This window comes from Rhizorhabdus sp. P4_G6, from assembly GCF_056401045.1.
The window spans coordinates 19,067-44,205 of the sequence record NZ_JBFUKC010000013.1 but is presented as its reverse complement, the minus strand read 5'-3'; the positions used below and the strand labels follow the sequence as shown (position 1 = coordinate 44,205).

The 25,139-nt window shown below is 65.8% G+C and carries 26 protein-coding genes and 1 tRNA gene; 10 read left to right on the top strand and 17 right to left on the bottom strand.

Going from position 1 to position 25,139, the window contains the following annotated elements; genetic code table 11:
• Window positions 1-177 precede the first annotated feature (177 nt).
• Entirely contained in the window at window positions 178-591 is a 414-nt protein-coding gene (locus AC1DPF_RS13850) for a hypothetical protein (protein WP_477872409.1), read from the top strand.
• 461 nt (window positions 592-1,052) lie between these two features.
• On the opposite strand, the gene AC1DPF_RS13845 is transcribed toward AC1DPF_RS13850, so the two are convergent.
• Both AC1DPF_RS13845 and AC1DPF_RS13840 read right to left on the bottom strand, forming a co-directional pair.
• Window positions 1,053-1,128, bottom strand: a tRNA-Ala gene (locus AC1DPF_RS13845).
• Between the two features lie 155 nt (window positions 1,129-1,283).
• Entirely contained in the window at window positions 1,284-1,601 is a 318-nt protein-coding gene (locus tag AC1DPF_RS13840; RefSeq protein ID WP_477872411.1) for a TIGR02300 family protein, read from the bottom strand.
• A 116-nt stretch (window positions 1,602-1,717) separates the two neighbouring features.
• On the opposite strand from AC1DPF_RS13840, the gene aroA reads away from it, so the two are divergent.
• The 5 genes from aroA (at window position 1,718) to AC1DPF_RS13815 (ending at window position 8,252) form a co-directional block, all read left to right on the top strand.
• Entirely contained in the window at window positions 1,718-3,052 is a 1,335-nt protein-coding gene (gene aroA / locus AC1DPF_RS13835) for a 3-phosphoshikimate 1-carboxyvinyltransferase (protein WP_477961931.1), read from the top strand.
• Window positions 3,049-3,675 (top strand): (d)CMP kinase, encoded by a 627-nt coding sequence (locus AC1DPF_RS13830; protein ID WP_477872415.1) that lies wholly within the window; start codon window positions 3,049-3,051, stop codon window positions 3,673-3,675. The genes aroA and AC1DPF_RS13830 overlap by 4 nt, the downstream gene beginning before the upstream one ends.
• Window positions 3,676-3,879: 204 nt before the next feature.
• Entirely contained in the window at window positions 3,880-5,589 is a 1,710-nt protein-coding gene (gene rpsA, locus AC1DPF_RS13825) for a 30S ribosomal protein S1 (RefSeq protein WP_477872417.1), read from the top strand.
• A gap of 279 nt (window positions 5,590-5,868) precedes the next feature.
• The gene (locus AC1DPF_RS13820; protein ID WP_477961929.1) at window positions 5,869-7,650 is read left to right on the top strand and encodes a glycosyl hydrolase; all 1,782 of its coding nucleotides are present in this window, start codon (window positions 5,869-5,871) and stop codon (window positions 7,648-7,650) included.
• Window positions 7,651-7,727: 77 nt separating this feature from the next.
• Entirely contained in the window at window positions 7,728-8,252 is a 525-nt protein-coding gene (locus tag AC1DPF_RS13815) for an N-acetyltransferase family protein (RefSeq protein ID WP_477961927.1), read from the top strand.
• A 27-nt stretch (window positions 8,253-8,279) separates the two neighbouring features.
• On the opposite strand, the gene AC1DPF_RS13810 is transcribed toward AC1DPF_RS13815, so the two are convergent.
• The 11 genes from AC1DPF_RS13810 to AC1DPF_RS13760 all read right to left on the bottom strand — a co-directional run bounded on the left by AC1DPF_RS13810 (window position 8,280) and on the right by AC1DPF_RS13760 (window position 18,525).
• Window positions 8,280-9,542: a capsule biosynthesis protein gene (locus AC1DPF_RS13810; RefSeq protein ID WP_477872423.1), complete on the bottom strand. Its 1,263-nt coding sequence runs from the start codon at window positions 9,540-9,542 to the stop codon at window positions 8,280-8,282.
• Window positions 9,539-10,945: a capsular polysaccharide export protein, LipB/KpsS family gene (locus AC1DPF_RS13805; RefSeq protein WP_477961925.1), complete on the bottom strand. Its 1,407-nt coding sequence runs from the start codon at window positions 10,943-10,945 to the stop codon at window positions 9,539-9,541. Before AC1DPF_RS13805 ends, AC1DPF_RS13810 begins: the two co-directional genes overlap by 4 nt.
• Window positions 10,946-11,305: 360 nt before the next feature.
• The gene (ssb, locus tag AC1DPF_RS13800; RefSeq protein WP_477872427.1) at window positions 11,306-11,860 is read right to left on the bottom strand and encodes a single-stranded DNA-binding protein; all 555 of its coding nucleotides are present in this window, start codon (window positions 11,858-11,860) and stop codon (window positions 11,306-11,308) included.
• Window positions 11,861-11,885: 25 nt separating this feature from the next.
• The gene (gene feoB, locus AC1DPF_RS13795; RefSeq protein ID WP_477961923.1) at window positions 11,886-13,748 is read right to left on the bottom strand and encodes a ferrous iron transporter B; all 1,863 of its coding nucleotides are present in this window, start codon (window positions 13,746-13,748) and stop codon (window positions 11,886-11,888) included.
• Window positions 13,745-14,011: a FeoA family protein gene (locus tag AC1DPF_RS13790; protein ID WP_477872431.1), complete on the bottom strand. Its 267-nt coding sequence runs from the start codon at window positions 14,009-14,011 to the stop codon at window positions 13,745-13,747. Before AC1DPF_RS13790 ends, feoB begins: the two co-directional genes overlap by 4 nt.
• An 89-nt stretch (window positions 14,012-14,100) precedes the next feature.
• Window positions 14,101-14,763, bottom strand: a complete 663-nt coding sequence (locus AC1DPF_RS13785; RefSeq protein ID WP_477961921.1) for a COQ9 family protein — start codon at window positions 14,761-14,763, stop codon at window positions 14,101-14,103.
• A gap of 88 nt (window positions 14,764-14,851) precedes the next feature.
• Window positions 14,852-15,274: a 6,7-dimethyl-8-ribityllumazine synthase gene (gene ribH / locus AC1DPF_RS13780; RefSeq protein ID WP_477961919.1), complete on the bottom strand. Its 423-nt coding sequence runs from the start codon at window positions 15,272-15,274 to the stop codon at window positions 14,852-14,854.
• 12 nt (window positions 15,275-15,286) lie between these two features.
• Entirely contained in the window at window positions 15,287-16,561 is a 1,275-nt protein-coding gene (ribB, locus tag AC1DPF_RS13775; protein ID WP_477872437.1) for a 3,4-dihydroxy-2-butanone-4-phosphate synthase, read from the bottom strand.
• Window positions 16,562-16,620: 59 nt separating this feature from the next.
• Window positions 16,621-17,238, bottom strand: a complete 618-nt coding sequence (locus AC1DPF_RS13770; protein WP_477872439.1) for a riboflavin synthase — start codon at window positions 17,236-17,238, stop codon at window positions 16,621-16,623.
• Complete coding sequence (gene ribD / locus AC1DPF_RS13765; RefSeq protein WP_477961917.1) at window positions 17,238-18,179, bottom strand: bifunctional diaminohydroxyphosphoribosylaminopyrimidine deaminase/5-amino-6-(5-phosphoribosylamino)uracil reductase RibD; 942 nt, start codon at window positions 18,177-18,179, stop codon at window positions 17,238-17,240. The genes AC1DPF_RS13770 and ribD overlap by 1 nt, the downstream gene beginning before the upstream one ends.
• Before the next feature lie 25 nt (window positions 18,180-18,204).
• Window positions 18,205-18,525, bottom strand: coding sequence for a hypothetical protein (locus tag AC1DPF_RS13760; RefSeq protein ID WP_477872443.1), 321 nt, complete (start codon window positions 18,523-18,525; stop codon window positions 18,205-18,207).
• 339 nt (window positions 18,526-18,864) lie between these two features.
• Here AC1DPF_RS13760 and AC1DPF_RS13755 point away from each other — a divergent pair, with 339 nt between their 5' ends.
• Together AC1DPF_RS13755 and AC1DPF_RS13750 are read left to right on the top strand one after the other, a co-directional pair.
• Window positions 18,865-19,032 (top strand): hypothetical protein, encoded by a 168-nt coding sequence (locus AC1DPF_RS13755; RefSeq protein WP_477872445.1) that lies wholly within the window; start codon window positions 18,865-18,867, stop codon window positions 19,030-19,032.
• Window positions 19,033-19,064: 32 nt separating this feature from the next.
• Entirely contained in the window at window positions 19,065-19,265 is a 201-nt protein-coding gene (locus tag AC1DPF_RS13750) for a PspC domain-containing protein (protein ID WP_477872447.1), read from the top strand.
• 83 nt (window positions 19,266-19,348) lie between these two features.
• On the opposite strand, the gene gltX is transcribed toward AC1DPF_RS13750, so the two are convergent.
• A complete protein-coding gene (gene gltX / locus AC1DPF_RS13745; RefSeq protein WP_477962003.1) occupies window positions 19,349-20,683 on the bottom strand; it encodes a glutamate--tRNA ligase in 1,335 nt (444 codons plus the stop codon).
• Between the two features lie 140 nt (window positions 20,684-20,823).
• On the opposite strand from gltX, the gene AC1DPF_RS13740 reads away from it, so the two are divergent.
• Window positions 20,824-21,759: a ribose-phosphate pyrophosphokinase gene (locus AC1DPF_RS13740; protein WP_477872449.1), complete on the top strand. Its 936-nt coding sequence runs from the start codon at window positions 20,824-20,826 to the stop codon at window positions 21,757-21,759.
• A gap of 1 nt (window position 21,760) precedes the next feature.
• Here AC1DPF_RS13740 and AC1DPF_RS13735 read toward each other — a convergent pair whose 3' ends face one another.
• Window positions 21,761-22,153: a VOC family protein gene (locus AC1DPF_RS13735; protein ID WP_477872451.1), complete on the bottom strand. Its 393-nt coding sequence runs from the start codon at window positions 22,151-22,153 to the stop codon at window positions 21,761-21,763.
• Between the two features lie 56 nt (window positions 22,154-22,209).
• Between AC1DPF_RS13735 and hisN the strand changes: the two genes are divergently transcribed.
• Window positions 22,210-22,974, top strand: coding sequence for a histidinol-phosphatase (gene hisN / locus AC1DPF_RS13730; protein WP_477961915.1), 765 nt, complete (start codon window positions 22,210-22,212; stop codon window positions 22,972-22,974).
• Between the two features lie 266 nt (window positions 22,975-23,240).
• Here hisN and AC1DPF_RS13725 read toward each other — a convergent pair whose 3' ends face one another.
• Window positions 23,241-23,516, bottom strand: a complete 276-nt coding sequence (locus AC1DPF_RS13725; RefSeq protein ID WP_477872455.1) for an HU family DNA-binding protein — start codon at window positions 23,514-23,516, stop codon at window positions 23,241-23,243.
• Window positions 23,517-23,710: 194 nt separating this feature from the next.
• Window positions 23,711-25,033, bottom strand: coding sequence for a hemolysin family protein (locus AC1DPF_RS13720; protein WP_477872456.1), 1,323 nt, complete (start codon window positions 25,031-25,033; stop codon window positions 23,711-23,713).
• Window positions 25,034-25,139: the final 106 nt, after the last annotated feature.

The window sequence follows — 25,139 nt, the reverse complement described above, 5'->3', positions numbered from 1 at the left end:
CCGATATGAGCGGGCAGGGAGAGCAACGCAACGTCCGCTATTGGGTGGGGAAGGGCCACATGATCCGTTCTGGACGGGAATGACCGAGAAGGAGTGGAAAGCGGACTTTTGGTTGCTAGATTGCCCCGACGATTTGGCTGCCGCGAGAGCCACATCAAACCGGGAAGTCGGAGCCGCATGATTGCTCTGTTCATCATCGGGTTTGGTATTCCGATCGGGACGTTCGGCTACATGGTCTATGTAGGGTTTGTCAGAAAGCGGCAGGCGTTCCGTGCGCTTGCTATAGCCGATGACGAGGCCGTGATATTGAGAATGCACGGCTCATCGATAGACGACAGATATAAAACGAGCGACGAACTCCAGCACTTCGTCGACCGTTTGCAATGGGCTTTGGGCAACATTGGCGAGGTTCGAGAGGTGAGCATTGCTGATGGCGCGGCTACCGTCACCGTCTTTGGCGAGAGCGCCGAGGCGATATACTCAGAAGTCCGGAAGGTGCTGCGACATGCCTCTCTTGCAAGAAATGCGTCGGTTGTTCTTCGATACGGCCCGCCCGGCAGCCGTGAGCGGCGAACCCACATGGCGAATTGATCAAGTATAATCCCCTCGGAAGCCACTGGCTGGGGACGTCCGCAATGGGTCGATTCCTGCTGTTCAATCCGATCGGGATGAGAATGGCCGGGAAATTACAGGGACAATTTCCTAATTGAGCGCCATGCTCGACGGATATCAGGCGATCGCGACGATCGCCCGCGAGTTCTACTTTACATGTAGGATCTGAGTTGCTGGGATCGAGCGACGCGCGGGCGGACTATGTGTGCCGTAGCGGATCATTCTCATGACCAGATATAGGGGGCTGCTGCCGGTTCGAACGGCGGATGTCCGGCCGTTGCGTGGTGCTCGATCGTATCGGGAAGTGCAGTCCGAATGCGAAAACTCAAAAAAACGCGCGAACAACCCCATGCACCCGGCATAGATGCGAATCGATCGCAACTGGCGGATGGAACGAGGCAGCACGGCCGGCCGAGCGATCTATGCGTGAAAGGATGAAATGGTGGAGCCGTGGGGGATCGAACCCCAGACCTCTGCAATGCCATCGCAGCGCTCTCCCAGCTGAGCTACGGCCCCATGCCATGTCGATCCACGCCGGTTGGGCCCGGCGGCGGAGCGCGCCCTTTATGTCAGCTTGGCAGGACCTGCAAGGGCCCTTTTAGCATGAGGCGCAGCTTTTCGGTGAAATGAGGGGCCGGAACGTCCCCGCGGGGGCGTTCCGGCCTCAGGCCTCAGTTCTCGTCGTCGTCGTCGGCCGTGTTCAGGCCGATGTCGTCGTCGCCGCCCAGGTCGACATCGTCGTCCGGGTTGGTCTCGGCTTCCTCGTCGATGTCCAGATCGTCCTCGGACAGGTCGGTATCGGCGGTTTCGACCTCGACTTCCTTCTTCGGGGCGTCGAACGGCAGCGGCTGCTTGGACTTCAGCACGGGATCGGGCTCCCAGGCCGCACCGCACTCGATGCAGGTCACGGGATTGTCCTTTTCGAGATCGTAAAAGCGGGTGCCGCATTTCGGGCAGGTCCGCTTGGTGCCCCATTCAGGTTTCACCACGGTACAGAAACTCCAGTCGAAAAATGAGGAAAACTTAAGCGCCGTTCGAGTCATCGGACAGCCGAAACGCCGCGCGCCTTGCCATAGCGGAACGCCGCTGTCAAAAGCCGCGCCCTATGCATGGCTCCGCCCCCAAACCCGCAAGCTTTTCCGCGCCCGGTCCGCTGCGGGGCGTGGTGGGCGTTCCCGGCGACAAGTCGATCTCGCACCGCGCCCTGATGCTGTCGGCGCTGGCGGTCGGCGAAAGCCGGGTGGAAGGGCTGCTGACCGGCGAAGACGTGCTGGCTACGGCCGCCGCCCTGCGCGCCATGGGCGCGCATATCGTGCAGGAGCCCGATGGCAGCTGGCGCATCCACGGCGTCGGCGTCGGCGGGCTGCTCCAACCCGAGAGCGCGCTCGACATGGGCAATTCGGGCACCTCGACGCGGCTGCTGATGGGGCTGGTTGCCAGCCATGCGATCACCGCCACCTTCACCGGCGACGCCTCGCTGTCGAAGCGGCCGATGAACCGGGTGATCGAGCCGCTGTCGCTGATGGGTGCTGATATCACCGCTTCGCCGGGCGGGCGGTTGCCGCTGATGCTGCGCGGGCTCTGTCCGGCTGTGCCGATCGAATATCGCCTGCCGGTCGCCTCGGCGCAGGTGAAGTCGGCGGTGCTGCTCGCCGGCCTGAACGCACCGGGCGTCACCTGCGTGATCGAGCCGGTGCCGACCCGCGACCATAGCGAGCGGATGCTGCAGGGTTTCGGCGCGGAGCTTTCGGTGGAGCAGGACGGCACCACCCGGATCATCTCGATTCGCGGCGAGGCCGAGCTTCGCCCGCAGCATATCGTCGTGCCCGGCGATCCGTCCTCGGCGGCCTTCCCGGTGGTGGCGGCGCTGCTGGTGCCCGGATCGGAGGTGACGGTCACCAATGTCGGCCTCAATCCCACCCGCGCGGCGCTGTTCGACGTGCTGCGGATGATGGGCGGTGACATCGCCTTCACCAACCGGCGCGAGGTCGGCGGCGAGCCGGTCGCCGACATCGTCGTGCGCCATTCGACGCTTTGGGGCATGGAGACGCCGATCGAGACCGTCGCGGCGATGGTCGACGAATATCCGATCCTGTTCGTCGCGGCGGCGCTGGCCGAGGGCCGTACGATCGCGCGCGGGCTCGAGGAGCTGCGGGTCAAGGAGTCGGACCGGATCGCGGTGATGGCCGAAGGGCTGCGCGCGATCGGCGCCCGAGTCGAGGAGCTTGAGGACGGGCTGGTCATCGACGGCACCGGCGGCGACCCGCTGCCCGGCGGCGCGACCATCGCCGCGCGACTCGATCACCGCATCGCGATGAGCTTCGCGATCGCCGGGCTGGTGTCGCGGGCACCCGTCGTCATCGACGACATGTCGCCGGTCGCGACCAGCTTCCCCGGCTTCGCCGCGCTGATGCGCGCGCTGGGGGTCGAGACGGCATGATCGTCGCGGTCGACGGTCCGGCCGCCTCGGGCAAGGGCACGATAGCCAGGGCGCTCGCCCGCCATTACGGCCTGCCGCATCTCGATACGGGCATGTTGTATCGCGCCGTTGGCATGGCGGTGATGCGCGCCGGGGGCGATCCCGCCGACGCCCAGGATGCGCTGCGCGCCTGCGATTTCGATCCGGCGCTGATGGGCGATCCGGCGCTGAAGACCGAGGCTGCGGGCAAGGCGGCCTCGCTGGTGTCGGTCCATCCGCAGGTCCGCGAGGCGCTGCTCGATCGCCAGCGCGGCTTCGCCGCCCAGCCGGGCGGCGCGGTGCTGGACGGCCGCGATATCGGCACGGTCATCGCGCCCGATGCCGACGCCAAGCTGTTCGTGACCGCCAGCGCCAGGGTCCGCGCCGAGCGCCGCCACCGCGAACTCGAGTCGATGGGCGCGGGGATCGGCTTCGATGCGGTGATGGCCGACATCCTCGCACGCGACGAGCGCGACATGGGGCGGTCCGCGGCACCGTTGCGGCAAGCCGCGGATGCCGACTTGCTCGATACCAGCGATTTGGGTATAGACGCGGCCGTCCAACGGGCGATTGCGCTTGTGGAAGGCCGAACGGCAGACCGCTAAAAAGAGGTCGCTGAAGCAGGCGTGTCAGGGGGTCGGCGGATAGCCGATCTCTTGCCGCGCCTTTCTGCTTTGTCGGGTAGCCTGCCGCGAGCGCGATGGTTCGAAGGATGCCATTGGGGCATTCGGCCCCTGTGGCGGTTCTGGCCCCAAGACCTCCGGAGACAACCGGATGGCCGGAAACTATCGAATAGGAACTCTAACTTTATGGCCACTGCGGCAAACCCGACTCGCGACGACTTCGCGGCTCTCCTGAATCAAACGCTTGGCGGCGAAAACGAAGGCTTCGAAGGCCGCGTCGTCAAGGGCACCGTCACCGCGATCGAAAACGACATGGCCGTCATCGACGTCGGCCTCAAGTCGGAAGGCCGCGTGGCGCTCCGCGAGTTCGCGGCTCCCGGCCAGAAAGCCGATCTCAAGGTCGGCGATGAAGTCGAGGTCTATGTCGACCGCGTCGAGAACGTCCATGGCGAAGCGATGCTCAGCCGCGACCGCGCCCGCCGCGAAGCCGCCTGGGACAAGCTCGAAGCCGAATTCTCCACGACCAGCCGCGTCGAGGGCGTGATCTTCGGCCGCGTCAAGGGCGGCTTCACGGTCGACCTCAACGGCGCCGTCGCCTTCCTGCCCGGATCGCAGGTCGACATCCGTCCCGTGCGCGATGTCACCCCGCTGATGGACATCCCGCAGCCCTTCCAGATCCTCAAGATGGATCGCCGCCGCGGCAACATCGTCGTGTCGCGCCGCGCCGTCCTCGAAGAGACCCGCGCCGAGCAGCGCTCGGGCCTGATCCAGTCGCTCGCCGAAGGCCAGGTGATCGAGGGTGTCGTCAAGAACATCACCGATTATGGTGCGTTCGTCGACCTGGGCGGCATCGACGGCCTGCTCCATGTCACCGATCTCAGCTACAAGCGCGTTGGCCATCCGAACGAGATGATCAACATCGGCGATGTCGTGAAGGTGCAGATCATCCGCATCAACAAGGACACGCAGCGCATCTCGCTCGGCATGAAGCAGCTCGAGAATGATCCGTGGGAAGGCGCCGCGGCGAAATATCCGATCGGCGGCAAGTTCACCGGCCGGGTCACCAACATCACCGAATATGGCGCCTTCGTGGAGCTGGAAGCGGGGATCGAGGGTCTCGTCCACGTGTCCGAGATGTCCTGGACCAAGAAGAACGTCCACCCCGGCAAGATCGTCTCGACCAGCCAGGAAGTCGACGTCGTCATCCTCGAGGTCGACGCCGACAAGCGCCGCATCTCGCTCGGCCTGAAGCAGGCGATCAACAACCCGTGGGAGAGCTTCGCCGAAGCGCATCCGGTGGGCTCGACCGTCGAGGGCGAAGTAAAGAACGCGACCGAGTTCGGCCTGTTCATCGGGCTCGACAATGATGTCGACGGCATGGTCCACATGTCCGACATCGCCTGGGGCGTCTCGGGTGAGGAAGCGCTGGCGCTTCACCACAAGGGCGAAACCGTCAAGGCGATCGTGCTCGACATCGATCCCGAGAAGGAGCGCATCTCGCTCGGCATCAAGCAGCTCGAGCGTGGCGGTGTCTCCTCCGCGCCGGCCGGCGACGGCGCCAAGCTCAGCAAGAGCGCGATCGTCACGGTCACCGTCATGGCGATCACCGACGGCGGCCTCGAAGTGCAGGCCGGCGAAGATGGCGTGGTTGGCTTCATCAAGCGCAGCGACCTCGGCCGCGACCGCGACGAGCAACGGCCGGAGCGTTTCCAGGTCGGCCAGAAGTTTGACGCGATGGTGAGCGGTTTCGACCGTTCGAAGAAGCCGACCTTCTCGGTCAAGGCGATGCAGATCGCCGAAGAGAAGCAGGCCGTCGCGCAGTACGGTTCGTCCGACTCGGGTGCGTCGCTCGGCGACATCCTGGGCGAAGCGCTCAAGGCGCGCCAGGGCAGCTAAAATCAGCTCGGGGCGCCGTGCGGCGTCTCCGGCAAGAAGAGGGCGTGGGGGCTTCGGCTTCCGCGCCCTTTTTCTATGCCGGCGACTATCCTGAACAAGCTCGGGCCTGAACAGGCTCGGGCCTGAACAAGCTCGGACGCCAACTCGTTATGAAACCGTAATTAATCATCGGATCGGCGCAAATCCGCGGCTTTCGGCCGCGTTAACCACCGGCTTGCACGGCAACTTAAGTCGCACCGCCTAGATGGGGGGCTCAGCTTCCCGAATTGCGAGTGACCTATGCTTACCGGAATGTTCGTCGGCGGCGTGCGCGGAACCGGGCTGGAGGCGGCGCGCAGCTGGCTCGGCACCAGCCCGCAGATGACCACCATCTTCATCGAGAAGGCCACCTGGGCCGACTGGAAGGGGGAACTCGCGTTCAATGCGACCGCGGCCAAGGCGCAGGGCGTCACCCCGCTCTGGTCGGTGCCGCTGATCGCCGACACCGGTACCCTCCAGGAGGGCGCCGCACACAAATATGACGCCAACTATGTCTATGCGGCGCAGAAGCTGGTCGGCGCCTTCGGCAAGGACCAGCCGATCATCGTCCGGCTCGGCAACGAGATGAACGAGAGCTATTTCAACTGGTCGGCGATCAAGGACCCGGCGGCCTTCGCGCAGACGTTTCGCAACGCCGTCGACGCCTTCCGCTCGGTTTCGGGCAACTTCAGGTTCGAGTGGAACATCCAGGTCTCAAAGGCGGCGATGGACCCTGCTACCGCCTATCCCGGCGACAAATATGTCGATTTCATCGGCGGCGATTTCTACTTCAATAAACCGGGCGCCACGGCCGCCGACGGCGCCACGATGTTCCAATATCTGGTGACGTCCAAATATGGCCTGCAATGGGTCGAGGACTTCGCCGCCGCGCACGGCAAGCAGAGCGCCTATAGCGAATGGGGCATGAACAGCGCCAATGGCGGCAGCTTCATCGCGCTCGCCAAGCAATGGTTCGACACCCATGATGTCGCCTATGCGAATTACTGGGACAGCAACGCCGACTTCAAGGGGAAGCTGAGCAACGGCCAATATGGTGCGGCCGGCGAGGTCTATAAGGCGATGCTCGTCACCGGCGCCGATCCGGCCGGAAGCTACGTCGCCAAATCCTGGACCGGCGACGGCGCCAATAATTATTTCGGCCAGGAAGCCACCAACATCAACTACACCCTCAACGCCGGATCGGGCGACGATGTCGTCGCGCTTGGCCACGGTACCAACATGGTGTCGGGCGGCTATGGATCCGACAATATCTATGTCGGCAATGGCGATAACATCATCTACGGCAATGCGGCGGGCGTTCCGCTCAAGGACGGCAACGACACGATCATGGCCGGCGGCGGCAGCAACCGGATCGACGGGCAGAGCGGCGACGACCGGATCACCGTCGGCGCGACGGCGAGCACCGGCCGGAACAGCGTCGATGGCGGCGACGGCAATGACGGCATCGTCATCAAGGGTGCGGGGGCGAACAGCGTGCAGGGCGGCGCCGGTGCGGACCGTATCGACGCGAGCGCGGCCACCGGTGGCAACCTGCTATCCGGCGGATTGGGCAACGACAGCCTGCAGGGCGGTGCGGGCAGCGACACGCTGACCGGCGGCGATGGCGACGACCGGCTGGTCGCGGGCAAGGCCAGCGGCCATGCCGATCTGCTGACCGGCGGCGCCGGCGCCGATATTTTCGACTTCAGCCAGCCCGGTTCGGGCGCCCCCGCCAGGGCCGGAACGCTTTTCCAGGAGGTGACGGATTTCCTCCACGGCACCGATCACATCGACCTCGCTTTCAAGGTCGGTGCGGGCGACCTGATCGTCGCGACCAAGCTGTTCACCACCGTCGCTTCAGCGCAGAGCTATGCGCAGCAACTGCTCGACGGCCATGCCGGCACCACCGACATCGCTGCGCTCAAGGTCGGTGCGGACAGTTTCCTGTTTTATCAGGGCGCGGGCGCGACGGGCGCGATCGACTCGATCCTGAAGCTCGACGGCATCGCGGCGACGACGCTGAGCTATCAGGACTTCATCTGAGAGCTTGTCCGGCGGCTGCCGGTGCGGGGACTCACCCGGCCCTTTTCTTCGAAGGCGGCCCGTCCTACCCAAGGGGCATGACAATCATCCGCCCGGCCCGCCCAGATGATGTGGCAGCGCTCGCCGGCCTCAAGCTGGTCACGTTCCGGGAGACCTTCCTCGAGGAAGGCTTCGGCATCCCCTATCCGCCGGACGATCTGGCCGCCTTCGAAGCCGCCTCTTATGCGGAGCCCGCGGTCGCTGCCGAAATCGCCGATCGCGCTCGGCAGAACTGGGTCGCCGAGCGCGATGGCCGCCTGCTCGGCTATACGCAGGTCGGGCCCTGCAAATTGCCGCATGCCGATGTGCGGGAAGGCCATGGCGAGCTCTACCAACTCTATGTGCTGCGCGAGGCGCAGGGGCTGAAACTGGGCAAGCAGCTGCTCGATTGCGCGTTGGACCATCTCGCGGCGACGCGCCCCGGCCCGGTCTGGCTCGGGGTCTGGTCGGGCAATGACAAGGCCCAGGCGGTCTACGCCGCGCGCGGATTCGAGAAGGCGGGGGAGTATCGATTCAAGGTGGGCAGCTGGTATGACGAGGAGTTTATCTTCCGGCGCCGATGAACCCGTGTCCAAAACGGTCGCAGGTGATTACTCCGCCGCCTGCGCCGTGCCGCTGATGTGCTTGGTCAGGTCGATGATCATCGATGCCTGGACGAGGCGCGCGATCGAGCCCTGGACGAGCATCTCGATGCCCTCGTCGCTGGCGAAACCGCCATAGACCAGGCAGCGCGCCTGCAGCACGCGCGAAAAGGCGTCCCAGATCTTCGGGTCGGGCGGTGTCGGGTTGCTCCAGAAGGCGTCGAGCGGGCCGTCGAAGGTGATGCCCGGGATGTTGTACACCGCCTGGCCGAGCGCGATCACCGGGACCCCGGACGCGAGCGCGAGCGTTCCGGTCGTGCTGTTCACGGTGACGACGCCGAGCGAGCCTTCGACGATGTCGGCGATGTTGCCGCCCTTGGCGAAGATCACCCGGTCCTCGACATCGAGCCGACGCGCTTCGCGGCGGATGAAGTGCCGCCAGCTGAACAGGCTGCTGTCGAGCGGGTGCTCCTTGACGAGCAGCAGCGTATCGGCCGGGGCCGAGCGCGCGAAGCTCTCGATCACATAGGATGCGCCGGCCTGCATCGTGCCGAACAGCGAATGGACGCGGATCTGGTGGTCCGAGGAGAGCTGTAGCGGCAACGTGAAATAGCGGCGGCCTTCCAGCCCGGCGAGTGCCGTCTCGGCCTGGTCCTCGTGCAGCTTGCGCAGCGCGAACTGCTTGAGCCAGCCCAGCGCCTCGGCCGCGGCCGAGCGGTCGCGATGCGACCGGTAATTGGGGAAGCGCAGCTTGCCGAGCGAGGTACGGGCATAATAGCTGGTTGCTTCCTGCGCGCGGCGGCGGAAGCGGGACGGCACGTTGGGCAGATCGGCGAGCGGCGGCAAGGTGCGCGCTGCGGCCAGATACCATTTCGGATCGCGCGGCAAAGTCGAGTGGCCGTTGACGCCGTCGAGTTCGAGTGTCGCCCAGTTCGGACGGATATAGCCTTCCTCGAACACATGGACGCGGACGCCGCGCAGCCGGGCCATGCCGCGGGCGGCATTGTGAAGCGGGCGGCAGTCACCGAACAGGATGACATCGCTGATCGCGTGCTGGACGAGATAATCGTCGACAAAGCTGGGCCAGCGTTCCGCGGTGCCGCGATAATCGACGGCCGGCCCCGACCACGAGGCGGCATCGCCGCCGTTGAGATTGATGCGGTGGACGGCGTGGCCCTGATTGCGCAGCGCCGCACCCAGCCGATCGAAGAAGGGCCCGGGCGGTCCCTGCAGGAACAGGAAGCGTTGCTTGGCTATGTCGTGCAGTTTCACGCTTTGCCTCCCACGCTGACCATTCCGCGCCGCAAACGTCCCTGCAAGCGCCTGAAGCGCGTCAGCGGGGTTTCCTGTGGAACGGGCTGTGCCGCCAGTCTTTCGACCAATATCTCAGGCGGACAGGGCAATTTTGTGGCTGGATCAAGATAGCGCGGATACAGGATCAAGGTTGCCGCCACCAATTGCGCCTTCGTTACTGTGCGGCCCCCGCGCCGCTCAATGGGCGGTGCCAGGTCTCGCGTCAATCCCCAACCTGCGTAGAATGGCTGGCCGTGGGTCACGACCTCGCACCCCCTGATGAGCGCCTCGAACCCGGCGAGCGAGGTGAGCACGTGCACCGCATCGACGCTGTCGAGCAGTGACGACATCGGCACGTCGCGAACGATCTGGTCGACGAACTCGAGCGCTTCGCCGTCCGGAATCCGTCCCCGGCGGTGGCCGGCATCGACATCGGGATGTGGCTTGAAGATCAGATAGGCTTCGGGTTCGGCGGCGCGCGCCCGGCGAAGCAGGTCGAGATTGCCCGCGACGCCCGCACCGCCGAGGCGGACCGAAAGATCGTCCTCAACCTGCCCGGTCACCAGCACCAGCCGCCGGCCCTGCACCGGCCGCTCGAACGGCCGCCCGCCGCTGGCATATTTGCTGATGCCGGCCTCGATCAGGGTGCGCATCAGCCGTTCGGCGCGGGCGATCAGCACCGGATTGTCGATCGGTGTCGCGATCAGCGTCTCGAGATCGGATGGCTTGCGCGGATCGAGATGCAGTCCGCTGCGGTCGAGGATGATCGAGTGGGGCGGGTGGCAATCGCTGCCGAGGCCGCTCGAGCGGAGGAAGCCATCCTCGACGGGATGCACCGTCACGCCATGCGCGGCCGCCTCGGCATCAAGGCCGCGGGGCGCCTTGGACGGCCACACGGCGATCGCGCCCTGCCCGGCGCGGGCGTTGCGCACCGCGTCGGCGGCACGGCGCGCAAAATATAGCGGCTGGCCAGGCCACAGCATCGTCTCTACCTCGCGCCGTTTCCAGCGGGCGATGCCGGCGGCGACCGCGAGGCCGCGATTGCGATCGATCGCGTGGCGCCAGAAGACGAGCTGTTCGATGGCTGTCTCGATCGCCACCGGCCGGCCCGTGAAAGGATCGCGATAGTCGACGGCGTCGATCAGCCAGGTGATTACGGCGCGTTCGAGCGGGTCGGGCGCGCCGTCGCGGGCAATGTCGGAAAACCGGCCGGCGCCGAGCCAGTCGACCTCACGTCCGGCCATCCACGCGACCAGGCCAAGTTCATCGTCGCCACCCGCGGCGATCGGGCCGTCCTGGGCAATGCGGTGCCAGAGGTCGTCGGCTCCGGAGCACCAGAAGCTGCCGCCGATCCGCTCGGCAACGATCTGCTCGATGATCATCCGCGCGCGCGCAATGTCCTGCGGGGATGCTGCTGCACGAGGGGAGGGGGCGGGCCTTGCTATGCTGACGGCAGCGGCGGCCGCCGGCGCGCCGGGGAAGGGCGGGGACCGAAGGAACGGAACGAAAACCTTCATCGTGTCGCCCGGCACCCACTGACCTTACCCATCGCGGGAAAATACGCTCCCCCCGCCGTCGATCAAGCGGATAAGGCAGGGGAAATATGTTTCGCTCACGGTTCGTCCCTGTTTCGGCAGGGACTGTCGCGTGGAGTGGCAGCGGGAGGCCGCCGCCCTCCTTACGCCCGGTCGAGTCGTCATCCGAAGCAGGTTCGGGATAACGACGATATCAGGTGCCCGAACTTAGAAGGGCACGTCGTCGTCGAGGTCGCCGGCATCGAACGGGTCCGACTTGCGGCCCGCCGGCGCGCTGGCGCCGCCGCGGCTGCCACCGCCGCCGAAGCTCGCGCCGCCGCCATAGCCGCCGCCATCATCGTCGCCCCAGCCGGAGCCGCCGCCGCCGCTCGCGCCGCCGCCCATGCTGCCACCACCACTGCCGCCGCCGCCGGGTCCGTCGAGCATCACCATCACCGCGTTGAACCCCTGCAGCACCACCTCGGTCGAGTATTTCTCGACGCCGGCATTGTCGGTCCATTTGCGGGTCTGGAGCTGGCCTTCGAGATAGACCTTGCTGCCCTTGCGCAGATAGCGCTCGGCGACATTGGCCAGGTTCTCGTTGAAGATCGCCACCGAATGCCATTCGGTCTTGTCGCGGCGTTCGCCGGTGTTGCGATCCTTCCACTGCTCGGAAGTAGCGACGCGCAGGTTCACCACCTTGCCGCCATTCTGAAAGCTGCGCGATTCGGGGTCGCGGCCCAGATTACCGACCAGGATCACCTTGTTCACGCTGCCAGCCACGGCTGTCTCCTAATTTGGGGTTGCTCTAGAGTCCCAGAGCGATCGCGGCCCAGTATGTAGCGCCTGCCGCGAGATATGCGAGGGCGAACAGATAGCCGAGCATGAAGCCCGTCCATTTCCAGCCATTGGTCTCGCGGCGCACCACGGCGATCGTCGAGATGCACTGCGGCGCGAACACGAACCAGGCAAGGAAAGCGAGGGCGGTCGGCAGCGACCAGCGTCCATGCAGCCGGTCGACCAGTGAGCGCTGCTGCGCGCTCTCGTCCGACGCATCGACGGCATAGACCGTCGCCAGCGCCGAGACTGCGACCTCGCGGGCGGCCATCGCCGGGATCAGCGCCAGTGCCATGTCGCGGGTGAAGCCGATCGGGCGCAGCACCGGTTCCATCCCGTTGGCGATGCGGCCGGCGATCGAATAGTCGATGGCGGGCAGCGCGTTGCCGACGGGCGGTTTGGGATAGGAGACCAGCAGCCACAGCACCATCGTCGTCGCTGCGATGATCGTGCCGGCCCGCCGGAGGAAGATCATCGCGCGCTGCCACAGGCCGAGCGCGACATCGCGCAGGATCGGCATCTGGTAGCGCGGCATCTCCATCATGAAGCCCGGTGGCGGCCCCTTGGTGACGGTGCGTCTGAGAATGAGGGCGGCCAGCATCGCGCCGCCGACGCCTGCGGCATAGAGGCCGAACAGCACCAGGCCCTGGAGTCCGACGCCGGGCGCCACGTCGCGCGCGGGAATGAAGGCCGCGATGATCACCGCATAGACCGGAAGCCGCGCCGAACAGGTCATCAGCGGCGCGATCAATATGGTCGTCAGCCGGTCCTTGGGATCGTCGATGGTGCGCGTCGCCATGATACCCGGGATGGCGCAGGCGAAGGATGAGAGCAGTGGGATGAAGGCCCGCCCCGACAAGCCCACCCGCGACATCAGATGATCCATGATGAAGGCGGCGCGGACCATGTAGCCCGAGGCCTCAAGCATCAGGATGAACAGGAACAGGATCAGGATCTGCGGCAGGAAGACGATCACCGCGCCGACCCCTGCTATCAGCCCCTCGACGATCAGCGAACGCAGGAAGCCGGGGGGCATCGCGGCTGTCACCGCCGCCTGCAATTGCTGGAAGCCGCTGTCGATCATGTCGACCGGCATCGCCGACCAGGCGAACACCGCCTGGAACATCACGAACAATATCGTCGCCAGAAGGGCCGGCCCGATAATGGGATGAAGCGCCACCGCGTCGGCGCGATGGCTCCAGCGGCGCCTGAAATTCTCTTCGGTGGTCGCCGCGACCGCTATCACGCGGGCGCGGCGCTGCAGCGTCACGATGTCCTCGTGGATCACGGCATCGGTTCCGCTCAGGCGAACCGGGCCGCCGGTGGCGAGCATGCCGATCGCGGCCTTGAGCTCTTCGATGCCCTTGCGGCGCACCGCCACGGTGGGGATCACCGGCACGCCCAGAGCGGCCGACAGCTTCGCGGCATCGATGCTGAGGCCGTCGCGGGCGGCCATGTCGATCATGTTGAGTGCCACCACGGTCGGCAGGCCCAGCGCGATCAGCTGGAGCGCGAAGCGGAGGTGGTTGTCCAGGTTGGTCGCGTCAATGACGATCAGCAGCGCCGACGGCAGCCGCTCACCGGGCTGCTTGCCCAGCAGCACGTCATGCGTCACCGCCTCGTCGGGGCTCGACGGCTCGAGGCTATAGGTGCCGGGCAGGTCGAGCATCTCGACCGGGCGGCCGTCCGCCAGCGCCATTCGACCGGATTTGCGCTCGACGGTCACGCCCGGATAGTTGCCGACCTTCTGGCGGGCTCCGGTCAGCGCGTTGAACAGCGCGCTCTTGCCGGCATTGGGATTGCCGGCCAGCGCGACCAGGGGTGCGGGGTTCATTGGTTCCGGCGCGGCCCCACGCCGATGGCGGCAGCTTGTGCGCTACGCAGCGCAACCGTCATCCGGCCAATCCTGCACGCGATCGGATCAATTCCGAACGGGCCCTTGTGGAGCTTCTCGACCGAAACCCCCTCGTCGACGCCCAGCTCGCGCAGGCGGCGGCCGTCCTTGTCGCTGAGGATCGCCCAATCGACGTCGACGATTTCGCCACCACTTCCGAGCGGCAGCTTGTCGAGAGTGATGCGGATCGTGTTGAGGTCCATGATGCAACTGATTATCAATAACGAGAGAAGATTGCGAGTCCAATCATGGCTGGCATCACGCGCCTGCCGTCTCCTCGCCTGGCGCCCGGCTAGCGCCCGGCCCGGTAGCGAAGACGCCCCAGGAAGCGTGCCGGGCTGAAGTGGCGATCGGGATCGACCTTGATCCGGGCTTTCAGCTGTTCAATCTTCATCACGTCGTCGATGCGGCGGTCGAGAAACGCGTGGGTGTCGACGAAGCCTTCGCTGTCGTCATCCATCCAGGCCATCAAGGTGGCGGCATAGACCGCGCTGAGCGTGGCGCGCTTGCTGTACCAGGCGAAGTCGACGCTGCTGTCCCCGGCGGCCCGCCACATCGCATCGGCGGCCCGCCAGCCCAGCTTGGCGGCGCGGCGCGCATTGCCCGGCCGACCGAGTATTGCCAGCGCGCGGCGCAGCGCGTCGGGATGCCGGGCCGCCTCGCCGAGCCGGGCGAGCACTGCCGCGCGGATGCGAGCGCGGATTTTCATCTCCCTCACGCCCTGTGCTTCCAGGGTCGCTGCCATCGACCGGTCGATCATGGCGAACCAGGCGTCGATCATGTCAATCGCGCCACCAGGAAAGCACAGCGCCGCGCGATCGGCCGGCACGCCCAACTCCGTCGCGGCGCCGTCCAGCGCCGTCCTGCTCCAGCCGTCGAACACGGCATGGGCTGGCAGCGTGACGGCCAGCGCGTCGCGCAACTCGTCCAGGGTCATGTCGATAGGTGCGATCATGCCCCTGCTTCTACGCGCGGCGGCTGCGGCTGGCCAGCCTTGCGCGCTTGCATCATCGCCGCAGCCGCAAGACGAGCCAGAACCGGTTCTACGCTCCGAATTTTTCCCGCAAATCCATCATCCGCAGCGCCGCCTTGGCCGCTTCGCCGCCCTTGTCCTTCTCGGTGCGGCGGGCGCGTGCGAGTGCCTGGGCTTCGTTCTCGACGGTAAGAATGCCGTTGCCGATGGCGATGCCATCCATGGACAGCGCCATGAGCCCGCGCGCGCTTTCGTTCGACACCACCTCGAAATGATAGGTTTCGCCGCGGATGATGACGCCCAGCGCGACGAAGCCGTCATAGCGGCCGCTCTCGGCGGCCATCGCGATTGCGCCTGGCACCTCCAGGGCCCCGGGCACGGTGACCGTTTCGTGCCGGTGGCCAGCCTCCTCGATTGCGGTGCGTGCGCCATCGAGGAGCATCTCGTTGAGGTGATCGTAGAAGCGCGCTTCCACGATAAGCAGCTTGGCCATGTTGGATAACCTTCAATTCCTGGGGGGGATCGGGCGCTCGCCGACGATCGACAGGCCATAGCCGGCCAGGCCGACCAGCGTATGATGCGAATTGGTAAGCAGGATCATGTCCTGCACGCCCAGCTCGGTCAGGATCTGGGCGCCGACGCCATAGTCGCGCAACTCGTCCATCTCTGAAGAATCGCCGGTTTCGCGGGCAGCGATCGCCCGGCTCATCCCCGAGGCTATCGGGCGGTTCAGGAGAACATGCACGCCCGACCCTTCTTCCGCGATCATTTCCATCGAGCGCTCTATCAGCCGCGTCCGCGAGGAATCCTCGCCATAGATATCGGCAAAGGGAGACAGCATGTGCATGCGGACCAGTGTCGGCTTTTCGGGGTCGATAAAGCCTTTCACCAGCGCCGTCTGCTCGGTGTTGGTGGCCTTGTTCCGGAATGTCATGGCGCGCCAGTCACCGCCCCATCGGCTGGTGAAGCGGGTCTCTGCCACTTTCTCGACCAGATGGTCGTGCTTGCGGCGATAGGCGATCAGATCGCGGATCGTGCCGATCTTGAGCTTGTGGGTTCGCGCAAACTCGACGAGCGTGTCCATCCGCGCCATCGTGCCGTCATCGTTCATGATCTCGCAGATCACGCCGGACGGATTGAGTCCGGCGAGGCGCGAGACATCGACCGCGGCCTCGGTGTGCCCGGCGCGGATGAGAACGCCGCCATTCTTGGCGACCAGCGGAAAGACATGCCCCGGCGTGACGATATGCTCGGGGCCCTTCGATGCATCGATGGCTACGGCGACGGTCCGGGCGCGGTCGGCCGCCGAAATACCCGTCGTCACCCCCTCGCGCGCCTCGATCGAGACGGTGAAGGCGGTTTCATGCCGCGTACCGTTATTCCGGCTCATCAGCGGCAGGCCGAGCTGGTCGACGCGTTCCTGCGTCAGCGTCAGGCAGATCAGGCCGCGGCCATATTTGGCCATGAAGTTGACCGCATCCGGCGTCGCCATCTGCGCGGGAATGATGAGATCCCCCTCATTTTCACGATCCTCGTCATCGACCAGGATAAACATCCGGCCGTTGCGCGCTTCATCAATGATCTCTTCGATCGGCGAAAGGCCGGAGAAGGACAGGTAGCGCTCCAACTTCTTGAGCGTCTCTGCGGTCGGGTTCCATTGTGGATCGTCGAGCGAGCGCAGGGAGTTGGGATGGAGGCCTGCGGCCCTTGCAAGGCCGGACCGGGAGATGCGCCGTTCGGTGACGGCTTCGCGGATGCGTTCGATAAGATCGGTGCTCATGAGGGGTGACTAGCACATTCCGATGTCGCCATCAACCATAAGCCACATTGTAATGTGATTTACCGTGCGGTTCGCGCGCGCAGCTCTTCCATGCGTCCGAGATATCGTGCGAGCACGTCGATCTCGAGGTTCACCCCGTCGTGAACGGCAAGCTCGCCGAGCGTGGTGACCGCGCTGGTGTGCGGAATGATGTTGAGCCCGAATATGGCGCTGCCGTCAGGCTGGTCGGTGACGCTGTTGACGGTGAGCGAGATGCCGTCGACCGCGATCGAACCCTTGGCGGCGAGGTAGGGCGCCAGGGCCGCGGGGGCGCGAATCTCTATTCGCCGTGAATCGCCGTCCGGGGCGAGCGATGCGACAGCGCCGACGCCATCGACATGACCGGTGACGATATGGCCGCCCAGCTCGTCGCCCACCTTCAGCGACCGTTCCAGATTCAGCTTGCTGCCGATCTTCCAGCGCTCGGGCGGCGTGCGGGAGACGCTTTCATGGCTGATGTCGACCGCGAACCAGTCGAGGCCGAGTTCCACCACGGTCATGCAGGCGCCCGAACAGGCGATAGAGGCGCCGATGTCGATCGTCGCGGTGTCATAGCCGCAGGCGATCCGCACGTGCAGGTCGCCGCGCTGTTCGATCGCGACGATAGTGCCGATATCCGTTATGATTCCCGTAAACATCAGGCGCGGTGGTAAACAGAGAGCCGGTCGCTGCCAAGCACCCGCGTGTCGACCGGTCGCCAGCGGCCATGCGCCGCGGCGAGATCGCTCAGACCGATGTCGCCGATCGCCGACTGGCCTGCCCCGATGACGATCGGTGCCGTATATATCAGCAGCCGGTCGACGAGGTCGGCCGCAAGGAAGGCCGCCGCCGCGCCGGCGCCGCCCTCGACAAGGACATGGTCGACGCCCTCGATGGCTGCGATCTCGGCGGGTTGGCGGATCGCCAGCCACCCCTTCGGAGCTTCGTCATGTCCAAGCATCGCGCGGCGCGGGCTGCGATCTTCGAGGCCAGGCAGGCGGACGTCGAGGGTCGGGTCGTCTGCTTCGAGCGTGCCCCGTCCCACGAGAATCATGTCGCATCGCGCGCGTTCGAGATGGCCATGGGCGCGGGCGGCGGGCCCCGTGATCCAGCGACTCGATCCGTCCGCCAGGGCGATGCGTCCGTCCAGCGAGACCGCCAGCTTTAGCGTGACGTGCGGTCGTCCCTTCTCCTGGCGGGTGAGAAACCCGCACATCGATGCGCGCGCTTCGTCTCTGCACACGTCCTGCGTCACCGCAATCCCCGCGGCTTTGAGCCGTGCGATACCCTGGCCGTCGGTGCGGGGATCGGGATCGCCGATGGCGACCACTACCCGTGCCGGTCGGGCAGCGGCAATCAGGTCGGCGCACGCCGGGCCGCGCGGCGAAATATGCGCGCAGGGTTCAAGCGTCACGTACAGGGTCGCCCCTGTGACGTCGCCCGCCGCATCGATGGCGCGCGCCTCGGCGTGGGGCCGCCCGCTCGGTTGCGTCCAGCCGCGCCCGATGACGCGGCCATCGCGGACGATCACGCAGCCGACCGCCGGATTGGGCGCGGTCCGGCCGCGGCCGCGCTCACCAAGAGCGATGGCGGACGCCATCCATCGGCGATCGTCGAGCCCCTGATTATTCAATGCCGAGCTTGTCCGCGAGGCGCTTATATTCAAGCTGCTTTTCACGACGCTTGGCATCGAGGATCTTCTGGTCCGCGATATTCTGTCGCTTGATCTCGTCATCGGTGCGGCTGGCCGGCCAGCTCTGGGCGTAGATGATCTGCGCCCTGGGCGGATCGGTCTTCGAGTCGACGTAGAAACCGAGCACGATCAGCATCGGCATCAGGATCGACAGTGCGGCAAACAGCAGCTTGATGCGGTCTTGTCCGCGCAGGAACGCCTTGAGATCGGCCCATGCGGCGCGCGGGCTGGAGGGGCGTGGGAAGACGGCCATCGCCGCTAGATAGGCAAGCAGGGCCCGCCGCGCCACCCCATGCGACGGCGAGCCCGGGATTTTCGGTTCCGTCCGCTACCTTATCAGCCCTGGATCTTGAAGCGGAGGGTCATCGTCCGTCAGCTCTCCGCGGCTGGCCGCCGTCGTGGGATCTTGCAGGAGATGGCGTAATTTCCCAAGCGCGTTTGGCGTGTCGTCCCAAATGTTGGCCACCGTTCCCCGGCCATTTGCAGATCTGATCGAAAATCCTTGGATTTTCGGCCGGTCCGAAACTTGGCACGGCTCCTGCAACGCAGCGGGCATCGGCCAAGCGATGGCCGGCACCAAGGGAGCCAGACGATGTTCGATACCCACTCCAGCATGAGCGATACCGGGCGCTTCCTGCTCGCAGTCGGCGGCGCGCTCTTGTTCAGCCTGGCCTGCCTCACCGCTGCGATCGGCCCGGCCAATGCCAACTGCACCTGCACCGCTGCGGCCGTATCGCTCGACCGCCCCACGCTTCTTTGATTTCACGCCTGTCCCCGGAAAGGGAATTTGCCATGTCTGTCCGCAGCAATTCGTTCCGCCTCAACAAGTCCGAAGGCAAGATCATGGGCGTGTGCGCCGGGCTCGCCGATTATTCGGGCATGGATCTGATGCTGATCCGCGTGCTGGCCGTCCTGCTGACGCTGTGCGGCGTGGGCTCGACGATCATCCTCTACCTGCTGGTCGGGCTGATCGCGCCGTCGAACCGGTTTTGAGCGTCCCTCCATCCAAAGCCAACGTCGTCCCGAATTTTACCGTCGTCCCGGCGGAGGCCGGGATGACGTGAAGGGCGAGCGACCTACCCGCCCGCCGCCCGCTTCAGCCGTTCCAACGCCCGATGCTTCCCGATCAACGGCAGCAGCGCGTTCATGTCGGGACCATGTTCGCGGCCGGTTAGCGCCAGGCGCAACGGCAGGAACAGGCTCTTGCCCTTGCGGCCGGTCTGCGCGCCGAGGGCGCCGGTCAGCGTCTTCCAGATGGCGTAGCTCCATGCCATGCCCGACGCGAGTTCGGCGGCAGCAGCCAGGAATTCGCGATCCTCGGGCAGGCCGCATGCCCCTGCCGCATCCTCCACCACAGCCCACCAGTCGGCAGCTTCGGCGACGCGGCTCAGGTTGGGCCGCACCGCCTGCCAGGCCGCTGCGTCCATCCGCGCCGGCAGACGATCGGCGACCGCTTCATAATCAAGCGCGTGGATGATCCGCGCGTTGAGCGTCTTCAACTCGTCGAGGTCGAAACGCGCCGGCGCCCGGCCGAAGCGGGCGAAGTCGAACGACTCGATCAGCGCCGCCGGATCGGTTGCCGGCTCGACCGGCAGGCTGGTGCCGATCCGGGCGAGCAGCGCGATCAGCGCGATCGGTTCGATGCCTTCCTCGCGGAAGCTGTCGCAGCCGAGCGAGCCGAGCCGCTTCGACAGCTTGCCCTCGCTGCCCACCAGCAGCGCCTCATGCGCGAAGGCGGGTGTGGGCGCGCCGAGCGCAGCGAACATCTGCAATTGCAGGCCGGTGTTGGTGACATGATCCTCGCCGCGCACGACATGGGTGACCCCCATGTCGATATCGTCGATCGCGCTGGGCAGCATATAGAGCCAGCTGCCGTCGGCGCGGCGGATCACCGGGTCCGACAGCAGCTTCGGATCGAGCTGCTGCGGCCCGCGGATGAGATCGTTCCAGGCGATCGGGCTGTCATGGTCGAGCAGGAAGCGCCAGTGCGGGCGGCGCCCTTCCGCCTCGAAGCCCGCACGCTCGGCACCGCTCAGCGCCAGCGCGGCCCGGTCGTATATCGGGGGCAGGCCCCGTCCGGCGAGGATCTTGCGCTTGAGCTCGAGCTCTTCGGCGCTTTCGTAGCAGGCATAGACCCGGCCTGCGGCGCGCAGCGTCTCGAACCTGGCTTCGTAAAGCGCGAAGCGCTCGGACTGCCGCGCACTGTCGTCTGGCAACAGGCCCAGCCAGCCGAGATCGGCGCGGATCGCCTCGGCATTTTCCGGGGTCGACCGCTCTAGATCCGTGTCGTCGAGCCGCAGCAGGAAGCGCCCGCCATGCTTCTTCGCCCACATCCAGTTATGGAGCGCGGTACGGATATTGCCGACATGGAGCCGGCCGGTCGGCGAGGGCGCGAAGCGAGTGACGATCATGCCGGCGCTCATAAGGCGATCGGGCTGGTTGGGCCACCCTGTTGCCGATCGAGCAGTTCAACCCGATACCGCGTTGCGGTCACGGGCTTTGGACCCTAAGAGGCCGCCAACACGGCAACGCCGTCACGGGGACCCTGTTCATGAAGCTTCTCACCGGCAATTCGAACCCGACGCTCGCGAGGGCGATAGCCGCCTATCTCGAGCTACCGTTGACCGATGCGAGCGTCAGGCGCTTCGCCGATGAGGAAGTCTTCGTGGAAATCCACGAAAATGTCCGCGGCGAGGATGTCTTCGTAATCCAGTCGACCGGCTATCCGGCCAACGACAATCTGATGGAATTGCTGATCTGCATCGACGCGCTGAAGCGCTCGTCGGCGCGGCGAATCACTGCCGTCGTTCCCTATTTCGGTTATGCCCGCCAGGATCGGAAACCGGGGCCGCGCACGCCGATTTCGGCCAAGCTCGTCGCCAATCTGCTCGAGACCGCTGGTGCGAACCGCGTCCTCTCGGTCGATCTCCACGCCGGGCAGATCCAGGGCTTCTTCGATATCCCCACCGACAATCTCTATGCGGCGCCGGTGATGTCGGCCGATATCCAGGCACGCTTCGCCGGGCGCAACCTGATGGTCGTGTCGCCCGACGTCGGCGGCGTGGTCCGCGCCCGGGCTCTGTCCAAGCGTCTCGACAACGCGCCGTTGGCGATCGTCGACAAGCGTCGCGAGCGGCCGGGCGAATCGGAAGTGATGAACATCATCGGCGACGTATCGGGCCGCTTCTGCATCCTCGTCGACGACATCGTCGATTCGGCGGGCACGTTGTGCAACGCGGCCGCGGCGCTGCGCCAGGCGGGGGCGGAGGAAGTCGTCGCCTATGTCAGCCATGGCGTGCTGTCGGGCGGCGCCGTCGCCCGGGTGGAGGGTTCGGAACTGCTCGAACTGGTCATCACCGACTCGATCGGAGCGCCGCCGTCGGTCGCCGATGCGAAGAAGATTCGCCATCTGACGATTGCCCCGCTCCTCGGCGAGGCGATCAAGCGGATCGCCGACGAGAGCTCGGTATCGAGCCTGTTCGACTGATTCAATAATAGGGCGCGTCGGTCAGGCGCTGCGAAATCCACCAGAGATTGCCGTGCGGATCGCGGACGCCGCCCTGGCGATCGCCATAGGGCATGTCGGCAACGTCGAGCACCGATATCGCGCCGGCCGCGATGGCACGGGCCATCGCCGCATCGGCATCATCGACATATAGATAATAGGAAGCCGGCATGGCCGGGAATTCCCCGCTCGCCTCGCTGACCATCAAGGTTGCAGTGCCGATCCGCACCTGGGCATTGGCGATCGCTCCGTCGGGCCGGTAGTGGATGCCGATCTGCTCGCCGCCCAGCGCCTGGACCAGGAATCGGACGAAGGCATCGGCCTCTTCGACAAAGCAATAAGGCGTGACGGTCGCGAAGCCGGCCGGTGTGTTCATTCTCAACCTCCCGAGCTGATCTTGCACTTTGCCTTGGATGCGGGAATGACGCCAGCATGACCGAAGACGACATCCGCCTCGCGCAGCGGCTCGCCGATGCTGCGGGCGAAGCGATCCGCCCCTTCTTCCGGGCGCGTTTCGAACGGGAGACCAAGGCCGATGCCTCGCCGGTAACCGAGGCCGATCGCGCCGCCGAGGCGGCGATGCGCAGGATCATAGCGGCAGAGCGTCCGTCGGACGGCATCATCGGTGAGGAATATGGCCTCGAGCGCGCGGATGCAGCGCGGGTCTGGGTGCTCGATCCGATCGACGGGACGCGCGCCTTTGTCGCCGGCCGGCCACTGTTCGGGACGCTGATCGCCCTCGTCGAGGAAAAGCGTCCGGTGCTCGGGGTGATCGACCAGCCGATCGCGCGCGACCGGTGGATCGGCGCGGCGGGACATCCGACCACGCTCAACGGAGCAGCGGCACGGACGCGCCGTTGCTCCGCGCTCACCAATGCCCATATCGGCACGACATCGCCGGCCGCCTTCGGTATTCCGGAATATCAGAGGTTCCTGAAGGTGAGCGCGGCTGCGGGCGATACGCTCTGGGGCGGCGATTGCCACAATTACGGCCTCACCGCCTCCGGCCATCTCGACGCGGTGATCGAATCCGGGCTCCAGCTCTACGATTTCGCGGCGCTGATCCCGGTGGTCGAGGGCGCCGGCGGCCGGATGACGGACTGGCAAGGCCGGCCGCTCGATGCGGCGAGTCCCGGCCAGGTAATCGCCGCCGGCGATGCGGCGCTGATCGAACAGATCGCCGCGCTGCTCAATTAGCGACGAAGCGTCTGATGGTGTCGCCCACCCCCTTGCGCCGCCATTCGCTGAGGAACACGACCAGCAGCTGAAGCTGGGCGCGCGGCAGGAACACCCTTGGCCTCCGCCGGATGTGCTTCGGCGCGAGGCTGCACGTCGCCGATCATTCGCGAGCCGATCAGTCGCGCAACGTACGGGTCGTGGAATGAACAAAAAAGGGGCGGCATCGCTGCCGCCCCTCACCGATGTCCGGTAAGGCGCTGCTGGAGACAGCGCCTTCGTCCGGATCAATCGTTCAACGCATCCTTGAGCGCCTTTGCAGGCGTGAAGGAGACCTTCTTGGAAGCGGCGATCGTCAGGGTCGCGCCGGTGGCCGGGTTGCGGCCCTCGCGCGCCGGACGGTCGGCGACCTTGAACTTGCCGAACCCCGGCAGCGAAACTTCCTCACCCTTTTTTGCGGCGTCGGTAATAGCCTTGAGGGTGGCATCGATGACGCGCTTGGCAGCGGCTTTGTCGATCCCCTGTTCAGCGGCGACAACGCCGGCGATGTCGGCAGTGTTCATGATCACTCCTGGTGTTGCTTGATAACTGTTGTTGCACCGTTGGGCGGCGCAAGGCGCCTCTTGTGCGCGGCGTTTTCGGCTGGGGCAATTGGAAACTGGGCCGAAAACCGGAAAAAAACGGACACCGAACGATTTTCGAGCAATTTTTGGATGAGGCGAGCGCTCAGGTCGCTGTGATACGGACTTTACGGAGCCTATTCGCCCCGGCGCGTCGCCGTCGCAAGCAGTTTATCGATRCGCCGGCCGTCCATGTCGATCACCTCGAACCGCCATCCCTTGTGGGTGAACGACTCGCCGGTCGTCGGCAGATGCTTGAGACGCCAGAGCGCAAAGCCAGCCGCGGTCGCGAAATCGCGGTCTTCGGGAAGGGAGAGGCCGAGCCGGTCGGCCATGCTGTCGGCAGCGACGGTTCCCGAGATCAGCAGGCTGCCGTCGTCGCGCTCGACGAACGGCGGGTCGGTATCCTCGTCCTGGTCCGACGCGAATTCGCCCGCGATCGCGGCAAGCAGGTTTGCCGGCGCCACCAGCCCTTCGAAGTGGCCATATTCGTCGTGGATGAAGGCCATCGGCACCTCGGCCTCGCGCAGGGCCTTGAGCGCGTCCATCGCATCGACATGATCGGGGATGAAGATGCCCTTGTGCAGGATCGCGCGCAGGTCGATCGGTCCGCCGTTGATGAGGATGCGGACCAGATCGCGCGAGTGGATCACGCCGATGATCTCGTCGACCGATCCGTCGGCGACGGGCATCCGCGTGTGCGGCATTTCGGCGATCTGCGCGCGGATCGCGTCCGGATCGGCGTTGATGTCGATCCACTCGACCTCGGTGCGCGGCGTCATCACCTCGCGCACGGGCCGATCGGCCAGCCGGACCACGCCGGAGATGATCGCGCGCTCGCTCTCCTCGATGACGCCGGCCGAAGACGCTTCGGCGACGATCAGGTGCAGCTCTTCGGCGGTCACATGATTTTCGGCTTCCCGCGCCAAACCCAGAATCCTGAAGATCAGCGCGCTCGTACGATCGAGCAGCCAGACGAAAGGCGCGGTCAATCGCGCCAGCCACAGCATCGGGATCGCCATGACGGCGGCGATCGGCTCGGGCTTGCGCAGCGCGAACTGCTTTGGGACCAACTCGCCGACGATCAGCGAGGCGAATGTCGTCACGGCGATCACTAGGCCGAACCCGATCTCGGGTGCCGTGCCCGCCGGCACCCCCAACAGGACGAGGCGGTCGCCCACCGGACCGCCCAGGCTCGCCCCGGAATAGGCGCCGGCGAGGATGCCGATCAGGGTAATGCCGATCTGCACCGTCGACAGGAAGCGTCCTGGATCGGCTGCGAGATCCATCGCCGTCCGCGCGCCGCGATGGCCGGCGCGGGCCATCGCCTCCATCCGCGCCTTGCGCGCCGATACGATCGCCAACTCCGACATCGCGAAGACGCCATTGATCGCCACCAGGACGATGATGATCACCAGGTCGAACCACGGAAAGGGGGATAGAGGGGCAGGGTGCGGCATGGCGCTGCCGCTTCATGCCGCGAATCCGGCAATTTCACAACCGTCCTGAATCGCGCACGATTCGGCACGGACACGAAACCATCATGGGCAAGGAATGTTCTCGCTT

Coding starts and splice junctions, on each gene's coding strand:
- AC1DPF_RS13850 (WP_477872409.1), top strand. CDS start 178: ATGATTGCTCTGTTCATCATCGGGTTTGGTATTCCGATCGGGACGTTC.
- aroA (WP_477961931.1), top strand. CDS start 1,718: ATGCATGGCTCCGCCCCCAAACCCGCAAGCTTTTCCGCGCCCGGTCCG.
- AC1DPF_RS13830 (WP_477872415.1), top strand. CDS start 3,049: ATGATCGTCGCGGTCGACGGTCCGGCCGCCTCGGGCAAGGGCACGATA.
- rpsA (WP_477872417.1), top strand. CDS start 3,880: ATGGCCACTGCGGCAAACCCGACTCGCGACGACTTCGCGGCTCTCCTG.
- AC1DPF_RS13820 (WP_477961929.1), top strand. CDS start 5,869: ATGCTTACCGGAATGTTCGTCGGCGGCGTGCGCGGAACCGGGCTGGAG.
- AC1DPF_RS13815 (WP_477961927.1), top strand. CDS start 7,728: ATGACAATCATCCGCCCGGCCCGCCCAGATGATGTGGCAGCGCTCGCC.
- AC1DPF_RS13805 (WP_477961925.1), bottom strand. CDS start 10,945: ATGATCATCGAGCAGATCGTTGCCGAGCGGATCGGCGGCAGCTTCTGG.
- feoB (WP_477961923.1), bottom strand. CDS start 13,748: ATGAACCCCGCACCCCTGGTCGCGCTGGCCGGCAATCCCAATGCCGGC.
- AC1DPF_RS13790 (WP_477872431.1), bottom strand. CDS start 14,011: ATGGACCTCAACACGATCCGCATCACTCTCGACAAGCTGCCGCTCGGA.
- AC1DPF_RS13785 (WP_477961921.1), bottom strand. CDS start 14,763: ATGATCGCACCTATCGACATGACCCTGGACGAGTTGCGCGACGCGCTG.
- ribH (WP_477961919.1), bottom strand. CDS start 15,274: ATGGCCAAGCTGCTTATCGTGGAAGCGCGCTTCTACGATCACCTCAAC.
- ribB (WP_477872437.1), bottom strand. CDS start 16,561: ATGAGCACCGATCTTATCGAACGCATCCGCGAAGCCGTCACCGAACGG.
- AC1DPF_RS13770 (WP_477872439.1), bottom strand. CDS start 17,238: ATGTTTACGGGAATCATAACGGATATCGGCACTATCGTCGCGATCGAA.
- ribD (WP_477961917.1), bottom strand. CDS start 18,179: ATGGCGTCCGCCATCGCTCTTGGTGAGCGCGGCCGCGGCCGGACCGCG.
- AC1DPF_RS13760 (WP_477872443.1), bottom strand. CDS start 18,525: ATGGCCGTCTTCCCACGCCCCTCCAGCCCGCGCGCCGCATGGGCCGAT.
- AC1DPF_RS13755 (WP_477872445.1), top strand. CDS start 18,865: ATGTTCGATACCCACTCCAGCATGAGCGATACCGGGCGCTTCCTGCTC.
- AC1DPF_RS13750 (WP_477872447.1), top strand. CDS start 19,065: ATGTCTGTCCGCAGCAATTCGTTCCGCCTCAACAAGTCCGAAGGCAAG.
- gltX (WP_477962003.1), bottom strand. CDS start 20,683: ATGATCGTCACTCGCTTCGCGCCCTCGCCGACCGGCCGGCTCCATGTC.
- AC1DPF_RS13740 (WP_477872449.1), top strand. CDS start 20,824: ATGAAGCTTCTCACCGGCAATTCGAACCCGACGCTCGCGAGGGCGATA.
- AC1DPF_RS13735 (WP_477872451.1), bottom strand. CDS start 22,153: ATGAACACACCGGCCGGCTTCGCGACCGTCACGCCTTATTGCTTTGTC.
- hisN (WP_477961915.1), top strand. CDS start 22,210: ATGACCGAAGACGACATCCGCCTCGCGCAGCGGCTCGCCGATGCTGCG.
- AC1DPF_RS13725 (WP_477872455.1), bottom strand. CDS start 23,516: ATGAACACTGCCGACATCGCCGGCGTTGTCGCCGCTGAACAGGGGATC.